Source organism: Paenibacillus taichungensis (assembly GCF_013359905.1).
Lineage (GTDB): Bacteria > Bacillota > Bacilli > Paenibacillales > Paenibacillaceae > Paenibacillus > Paenibacillus taichungensis.
The window spans coordinates 1-6,625 of record NZ_JABMCC010000074.1 but is presented as its reverse complement, the minus strand read 5'-3'; the positions used below and the strand labels follow the sequence as shown (position 1 = coordinate 6,625).

Annotated in this window: 13 protein-coding genes; 10 read left to right on the top strand and 3 right to left on the bottom strand. The window is 41.6% G+C overall.

Translation table 11 applies throughout. The features are described from left to right. Positions 1-44: 44 nt before the first annotated feature. Positions 45-1,541 (bottom strand): recombinase family protein, encoded by a 1,497-nt coding sequence (locus tag HP548_RS00720; RefSeq protein ID WP_175380612.1) that lies wholly within the window; start codon positions 1,539-1,541, stop codon positions 45-47. Positions 1,542-1,553: 12 nt separating this feature from the next. Continuing rightward, the gene (locus HP548_RS00715; protein WP_175380611.1) at positions 1,554-2,204 is read right to left on the bottom strand and encodes a LexA family protein; all 651 of its coding nucleotides are present in this window, start codon (positions 2,202-2,204) and stop codon (positions 1,554-1,556) included. 151 nt (positions 2,205-2,355) lie between these two features. On the opposite strand from HP548_RS00715, the gene HP548_RS00710 reads away from it, so the two are divergent. From HP548_RS00710 to HP548_RS00695, 4 genes are read left to right on the top strand one after another with little or no spacing between them, the layout of a single operon-like run. Next, positions 2,356-2,565, top strand: coding sequence for a helix-turn-helix transcriptional regulator (locus tag HP548_RS00710; protein WP_175380610.1), 210 nt, complete (start codon positions 2,356-2,358; stop codon positions 2,563-2,565). Between the two features lie 22 nt (positions 2,566-2,587). Further along, the gene (locus tag HP548_RS00705) at positions 2,588-2,740 is read left to right on the top strand and encodes a hypothetical protein (protein WP_175380609.1); all 153 of its coding nucleotides are present in this window, start codon (positions 2,588-2,590) and stop codon (positions 2,738-2,740) included. A gap of 15 nt (positions 2,741-2,755) precedes the next feature. Then, a complete protein-coding gene (locus tag HP548_RS00700; RefSeq protein WP_175380608.1) occupies positions 2,756-3,475 on the top strand; it encodes an ORF6C domain-containing protein in 720 nt (239 codons plus the stop codon). A 14-nt stretch (positions 3,476-3,489) separates the two neighbouring features. Next, complete coding sequence (locus HP548_RS00695) at positions 3,490-3,750, top strand: hypothetical protein (RefSeq protein WP_175380607.1); 261 nt, start codon at positions 3,490-3,492, stop codon at positions 3,748-3,750. Here the strand turns inward: HP548_RS00695 and HP548_RS00690 are convergent. Beyond that, entirely contained in the window at positions 3,729-4,088 is a 360-nt protein-coding gene (locus HP548_RS00690; RefSeq protein ID WP_175380606.1) for a hypothetical protein, read from the bottom strand. The genes HP548_RS00695 and HP548_RS00690 overlap by 22 nt on opposite strands. 55 nt (positions 4,089-4,143) lie before the next feature. On the opposite strand from HP548_RS00690, the gene HP548_RS00685 reads away from it, so the two are divergent. The 6 genes from HP548_RS00685 to HP548_RS00660 form a co-directional block, all read left to right on the top strand. Beyond that, positions 4,144-4,410, top strand: coding sequence for a hypothetical protein (locus HP548_RS00685; protein ID WP_175380605.1), 267 nt, complete (start codon positions 4,144-4,146; stop codon positions 4,408-4,410). Then, positions 4,407-4,565 (top strand): hypothetical protein, encoded by a 159-nt coding sequence (locus HP548_RS00680; RefSeq protein ID WP_175380604.1) that lies wholly within the window; start codon positions 4,407-4,409, stop codon positions 4,563-4,565. The genes HP548_RS00685 and HP548_RS00680 overlap by 4 nt, the downstream gene beginning before the upstream one ends. Continuing rightward, positions 4,562-5,008, top strand: a complete 447-nt coding sequence (locus HP548_RS00675; protein ID WP_175380603.1) for a rhodanese-like domain-containing protein — start codon at positions 4,562-4,564, stop codon at positions 5,006-5,008. The genes HP548_RS00680 and HP548_RS00675 overlap by 4 nt, the downstream gene beginning before the upstream one ends. Then, a complete protein-coding gene (locus HP548_RS00670; RefSeq protein ID WP_079694761.1) occupies positions 4,998-5,321 on the top strand; it encodes a hypothetical protein in 324 nt (107 codons plus the stop codon). The genes HP548_RS00675 and HP548_RS00670 overlap by 11 nt, the downstream gene beginning before the upstream one ends. 27 nt (positions 5,322-5,348) lie before the next feature. Beyond that, positions 5,349-6,326: a helix-turn-helix domain-containing protein gene (locus HP548_RS00665; RefSeq protein WP_175380602.1), complete on the top strand. Its 978-nt coding sequence runs from the start codon at positions 5,349-5,351 to the stop codon at positions 6,324-6,326. Then, a partial coding sequence (locus tag HP548_RS00660; protein ID WP_175380601.1) for a Holliday junction resolvase RecU occupies positions 6,323-6,625 on the top strand: 303 nt, incomplete at its 3' end. The genes HP548_RS00665 and HP548_RS00660, both read left to right, overlap by 4 nt.

Here is a 6,625-nt window from a genome sequence, read left to right as displayed (position 1 = left end):
TTTCCTTATGATATAAATAGTAAATAAAAAATGGACGTAAAAAATCAATTGAATTCATGCGACTTGATGTAGAATGGGAGTGTTTTTCCTTTACCTGAAGCTGTTTTTCCGTTCTTGACGCTACACTCTATAACAATTCCTTTGAATATCATTTGCATAAACTCTCGTTTGTCAGGATCGTCCATTACATCCCATACATCTGGTAAACCAAATACCCTTTGAATGAGCTCCTTTTGTTTGTTGTCGCCGTGTGAGTTTTCAAGAATCATCAATCTATCTTGTAAAATGATCTCTTTGTCATCCTCTTCTTTTTTCCTTTCTCGCAAATCTTCTCCACTAATCAGGTCCTCGACGTACATGTATTGCCATTTCTTTCGGCGCTCAAAAACTCCACGTAGTTCCTTTTGTAAAGATTCAATTTCTTCATTGTAATTAGTTTCAGATTCAACAATAGGGACTTTGTTTGAATCGAAATCCATTTTTCCGATGTACTCACGGATAAGCGCCTCAGCTAGGTCTTGCTTCAACAACGGGAGGTCGCAACCTTTAGACAAAGAACGGTTTGAACAGATGTAATTGTAATACGGTTCACCAGGAGTGCCATCTTTCTTTTTATTTCTGTATGGCCTACCTATTAACGTGGAACCACAACGTGCGCATCTAAGAACACCCGTGAACCTGTACTCTCTCTTTTTTGAATGACCATAAAACTCTTTTCTTCTCATTCTTTCCTTGTGCTCTAAATATTCTTCCCATGTAAAAACGGTAGGGAACCCTGTCTCTGACCAAATCACATTAACTAACTCTTCTTTTTTTCTACTGGCATATTTTCCATTTTTCTTCTTTTCGCCATATCTAATTCTTCCAGCATAAAAAGGATTGTCCAGCACATACCAAACCGTTTGCGCAGACCAGTTACCACCTCTTCTTAGATAGCCTAGTGCGTTTAGTTTTTTGGCTGTACTTCCCAATCCTTCTCCGCTCATATAAATTTCTCTTAGTTTCCGCAGAACAACTTTTTCATCACTGATAAGAAACATTTCTTTGTTTTCCCATTTATATCCGTATGGAACAGGGCCGCCGTGCCAATTACCTTTCCTGATCAACTCTTCCATTCCAAATCGAACTCTTTCTGAAAGGTTTTCTCTTTCCCATTGTGCCATTGCAGCTACTATGGTTATAAACAATTTTCCCATTGCTGTAGTCGTATCATAAATCTCTGTTGATGATCTGAACATTATGTTATTTTTTTCAAATGCCTTAAGTAAATCATACAAATCACTAACTGACCTTGTTAAACGATCCAATCTATATACAAGAATCACATCAAATTTATTATCTTCTGCATCATTTAAGAGTCTTTGCAGTTCAGGTCTGTTGAGATCCTTTGCTGATTTACCTTCTTCGGGGTATATTTCGATTAAGTCCCAACCATCCTGGGATCTACAGAAATTAGATAGCTTTTCTCTTTGTGCATCAAGCGAATATCCTTCTTTTGCTTGCTCTTCTGTTGAGACACGTATGTAACCGGCGACTCTCATAGCGTTCAGCTCCTAGTATTTAATATCGTAACCGGACATGAACCAAACCATTTTTCCGATAATGCGTAGACTTGGCTCGCCTTCGTTTCCACTGAAAGTCTTAGCTACATGTTCTGCGTTGTAACTGTCTGGCTCTAAAACAGTGGTGTTTTGCAGTTGGTAGTATCGTTTTAATGTAGCGTCATACCCGTTAATCGCTACAGCAACAACATCACCATTGTTAGCTTCTTCTTGAGGGGTAATAAGGGCATATGCACTATTAGGCACTACTTTATTCATGCTGTCACCATTAACTTTAAGAAGAAAAGATTTAGGGTACTTTAATGCAATGTTTTTAGGGATCTCTATATATTCTTCAACTTCCAACATTTCAATTGGCGTTCCAGCTGCTATAGAGCCATATAAAGGTTTTAAATAAGTGTCATGAGTTGAACCATTGGAACCCACGTAGTCAATCATTTCCATGCCATTCTCATCTATGAGGTTGCTTTTTCTAATTCCAAAATGATTTGCGATCTTCTCAATCGCACCCATTCTAGGCTCTTTAGTGTTACTTTCCCAAGTTGAAACGGCTTTATTAGTAACGCCAGCGATATCAGCTAAGTCTTGTTGAGATAATCCGTATTTGTTTCTAAGTATTTTAATGTTATTACCGATGCTCATCACGCAACTCCCGTTCCTGTTTTTAGTAGATTATATATCGGGTGTAGAAAAAAATCAACTTAGATTAGATTTTTCTGTCTTTTTTATTGTTGACATTCTACTTTTAGTAGATTAATATAGCCATATCACCAATGACAGGAGGTGAAAAGTGATGACTTTTACCTTAAAGCAGGCGAGACTTCTGTCAGGGTTTACTCAGGCACAAGTGGCGAAAGAGCTTGATGTGCATAGGCATACGTACATAAAGTGGGAAAGAAATGCGGATGATATGCCAATCGGAAAAGCAAAAAAGGCCTCTGAATTGTTTGGGAAAGGAGTTGATGAAATTTTTTTTACCCACGAGTCTACTTTAAGTAGATAAATACAAAAAAGGAGTGATCAGTATGCAGCGTCCGCAACCTTCAGAAGAGGCGATGAAGAATCTGTATTCCTTTATTGGAAGGATCTTGCCAAAGTATGTATCTGAAATAAACCAAATCACTGAGGAAAGAGAGCGGCGCAACTTAGATGATCGCTCTCAACACAAAACAGCTTGAATGGAGGAATTGTACATGAGCAGTATTTTACCTTTTATGTATGGTGATTACGAAGTAAGAACAGTGACGATAGACGATGCCACTTGGTTTGTGGCTAAAGATGTATGCAACGTCCTTGAAATACTTGATGTTCGTCGAGCTGTAGAGCGTCTAGATGATGACGAGCGGAGTTTAACTCCACTCGTGGATTCTGCAGGAAAACGGCAAGAAATGTACTCAGTAAACGAACCGGGTCTTTATTCCTTAATTCTTGGCAGCCGCAAACCCGAATCCAAACAATTCAAACGTTGGATCACACATGAAGTCATCCCAATCATCCGTAAAACAGGTCAATATTCTGTTCAAACCTTAGATAAGGATGCCGCTCTGGCTATCGCTCTTCGTAAGACGGCCGATGTTATGGAACAGTTGCCGCAGATACAAAGTCGCCTGGAGCGCGTTGAAAATAACACAACAATCAATTACGGGCAGCAAAGGCGGTTAGCTCAGATAGGAAACGAAGTGGTTTTAACTACACTTGGCGGCGCGGACTCATCGGCGTACCGGAACAATAGCCTGCGGGCCAAAACATATTCAGCGCTTTGGCGTGACCATAAAGACTACTTCCAGATAAACAGCATGAGAGACACGTTAGTCAAAGATTTCGATAAGGCATTAGACCGGGTATCAGCTTGGTATCCACAAGGCCGCCTGCTTCGGGAAATCGAAAATATGAATCGCCAGATGGCGCTATAGGAAGGGTGAATGAAATGAGCCAACAACTAACTCATGACGAAATCATTCGAGCTGTTAAGTCTTACGTTGGGTCAGAAGCGGAAAAATTATTTCAATCTGTGATGGAGTCAGCAAAGTGTGTCGATGATTTACATTCTGCAATGTGGGATTTAGGAAGACCGAAGAAAGAAGGTACAGACATCGAGAAGATGCTGCACCAACTGATATACAACGGATTTGCAAAAAAAGCGAGAGAGATTATTAGAAAATCAACTCAAATGCCTTTAAGCATTTGAACAACTATTTCATGTTGAGATTTGTAGCTTTCAAATGTTGAGTGAAGCCAAGAGGTGTTTCTGTCCTTCTTTTCAATAACCTCTTTCAACTGGAAGTATGCACGATCGAAAAACGTGAAGAGGGAACTGATTTCATAGTGGGCTATCTCTTCATTCAAATCAACATACAGTTTTGCTTTTTCGCACAAAGCAAAAATTTCTGAAAGTGATGTTGCAACAAGTGGTGATGGGTTCTCAGGTTTTTCGAAAGTTGTGTTAACTAATCTATTTGTTTTATCAAACAGATCAGTTACGTATCCAAGTAACGAAGCAACTTTATATTTGTCTATTTCTTTCACCTCCTCAATAACTTCGGTTATTCGACAAAGAAGAAAAAAATACCTACTTGAAAGGATGAACAGAATGAATGAAGTGATTGAACAAAACGCCGTTTCGTGGATATTCCCCGGGGCGGTACCACTCCAGCAGCTTCAACGATTTAAGGAAGTGGCGGAGGTCTCATTTGTAAGTATCGCTATCGAAGAGGGTTGTTTGGAGTTCTACGGGGCTCAAGCGCACACGATCATGTGTACTGATTGGGCGAACGAAAATAAATTTCAGTACATCCAAGTGCTGGACGATGTGTTCAAAAACTTTAAGGACAAGGCGGGATGGTCATGACGGAAGCCAGATTGAAAGAGCGTGTTCTGCTGAATAGACGACTCAATACGTTACGGCGTTTGCGGGCAGCGGCATTCCCTGGAACCGAAACATGGTTCGATACAGACATTGAATACTTGGAAAGTCAATTACGCAATCGGGAGGGACAAGCATGACAGAAGTAAAAAAAGAAAGCATGCGCCGGGCGTTACGTGCGCAACTGCTTCAAACATATAACAAAATGCTCGATTCAAATGACGTTGAAAAACAAGCAGACTACCGTTTAAAAACCTTTCGTATTCAGAAGTTGCTGAAAAGAGTGGAAAATCCGGTGGATGATCGGGAGTATACAACTCAAGGCATGACAGTGGGGCATTGCATGAATTGTGAGGTTCCGATTTCGAGGTACGACATCCATGCGGTGAAACGCAAAAAGATAATGTTTTGTTGTGACGGATGCCAGAAACATTATGATGAGATGTGCGGACATAGAAAAGCGGCTGCGTCTCGCGAACGCAACCGCCTGTCAAACAGTTATTTCAATTCATATAACGTAATAATACCAAATCAAAAGCCATTGGGCAAGCGAGGCGGTCAGGAGGCCGTGTATGGAGCTTGATTTCAATCCTTATCCAAAGTCACAACAGACTAAAAGCAAGCGGATAAAGCCGACACAGCGGCAAATGGGCGATATTAGGGACTCAGTGGATAAACAACTTAAAGAACGTTCTCAAGGGATTTGTGAAGCTTGTGAAAAGGCTCGGGCCACACAGCGCGCCCACCTTACAGGTCGGAAGCAAATTGACCATCGAACTGAAGTATATGATTTAGCACACCTATGTGACGAATGCCATGACATGTTGGATGAAACGGAGGCGGGCATCCGCTTCCGGCGTCTAGCGGCAACGATCATAAGCGCGGCTTTGAAATAGACGCGGGAAAGGATTTACAACATTATGATGAATCAACTTAAATTCGATACTGGGTTCTTCATGGGACCCAATGAAATATTTGATGATATAGATACGAAGACGCATGAAAAATTGGTTTATCTCTACCTGTGCCGCTGCGCTAACAACGCAGCTGCCTTCCCAAGTTACAACACGATTGCTGAAAAGTGCTCTATGAGCCGTCGGAAAGCAGTTCATTGCATTGAATGGCTGATTGAACGGAAATTGCTGGTCAAGAGAACGCGCCGAAAAGACGGATTGAACGAAAGTAACGTGTATGAAATTCTCAGACCTAGTGCACAGCATGCACCACGGGTAGTGCAGGACATGCACCACGGTAGTGCACAGGATGCACCAGGGGTAGTGCACCACATGCACCAGGGTGGTGCACAGCATGCACCCAATAAAGAACTATCTATAAATAACTATTCTTATAAAGAAGAAGAGAGTCAAGAATCGCCTTCGGCAATTCACGACCCTGCACCTGAATCTGTTGATTCTTCAAAATCTTCTTCAAGAAAAAGACCTCAATACAGTGAAGAAAGTCCGTACTACAAAATGGCTATCCATTTCAGACACAATGTTGATGGCATGTGTGAACGAGAAGGGCTATCCAACGGAACGGCTAAAGCTAACATGCAGACATGGGCGGATGATTTCCGATTGCTGGTGGAAAAAGACAAGCAGTCTAATACTGATCAGATTTATGCAGTAATGGACTGGGTGGTAAATGATCACTTCTGGAAGAGCAACGTAATGAGCGCTAAGAAATTCAGAGAGAAGTATACTCGCCTGGTCATTGACATGAACAAATCGAAGAAACCACGTGCGATTGCTGGCGGTAAACCAAGCAAACCAGTTATACCCGTTGTTCCGGCATCACCGAAAGCAGATCCGGGACGGGAAGTGTCAGAAGACGAATTCGAAAAAATGATGCGCTTTGCGGCTGAACAACAGGCAAAGAAAACTGCTGGAGGTGTCTCATGACATTACAAGGTAATCGTGGGATGGGATTTGAAGCAATCATAACTTTTAGCAATGAACGATATGACAAATTAGGGTTGGCCGTGGTAAACAAGCGGCCTACTCCGGTCAAGGTAACAAAGGCATATGGAAATAAGGTACTTGAGGGGTTTTACGAATCTCCTTCAACGGTGGACTATGACGGAATCATTCCTGGCGGCAGAGGGATTGTTTTTGAAGCAAAATCCATATCGGGCGACTTGTTCCCGCTAAGCAATCTCAAGGACCACCAGTTCGAATACTTGCTGAAATGTCATAAGATG

Excerpts from the sequence above, each read along its gene's own strand:
- HP548_RS00720 (WP_175380612.1), bottom strand. The coding sequence starts at position 1,541 with ATGAGAGTCGCCGGTTACATACGTGTCTCAACAGAAGAGCAAGCAAAA.
- HP548_RS00715 (WP_175380611.1), bottom strand. The coding sequence starts at position 2,204 with ATGAGCATCGGTAATAACATTAAAATACTTAGAAACAAATACGGATTA.
- HP548_RS00710 (WP_175380610.1), top strand. The coding sequence starts at position 2,356 with ATGACTTTTACCTTAAAGCAGGCGAGACTTCTGTCAGGGTTTACTCAG.
- HP548_RS00705 (WP_175380609.1), top strand. The coding sequence starts at position 2,588 with ATGCAGCGTCCGCAACCTTCAGAAGAGGCGATGAAGAATCTGTATTCC.
- HP548_RS00700 (WP_175380608.1), top strand. The coding sequence starts at position 2,756 with ATGAGCAGTATTTTACCTTTTATGTATGGTGATTACGAAGTAAGAACA.
- HP548_RS00695 (WP_175380607.1), top strand. The coding sequence starts at position 3,490 with ATGAGCCAACAACTAACTCATGACGAAATCATTCGAGCTGTTAAGTCT.
- HP548_RS00685 (WP_175380605.1), top strand. The coding sequence starts at position 4,144 with ATGAACAGAATGAATGAAGTGATTGAACAAAACGCCGTTTCGTGGATA.
- HP548_RS00680 (WP_175380604.1), top strand. The coding sequence starts at position 4,407 with ATGACGGAAGCCAGATTGAAAGAGCGTGTTCTGCTGAATAGACGACTC.
- HP548_RS00675 (WP_175380603.1), top strand. The coding sequence starts at position 4,562 with ATGACAGAAGTAAAAAAAGAAAGCATGCGCCGGGCGTTACGTGCGCAA.
- HP548_RS00670 (WP_079694761.1), top strand. The coding sequence starts at position 4,998 with ATGGAGCTTGATTTCAATCCTTATCCAAAGTCACAACAGACTAAAAGC.
- HP548_RS00665 (WP_175380602.1), top strand. The coding sequence starts at position 5,349 with ATGAATCAACTTAAATTCGATACTGGGTTCTTCATGGGACCCAATGAA.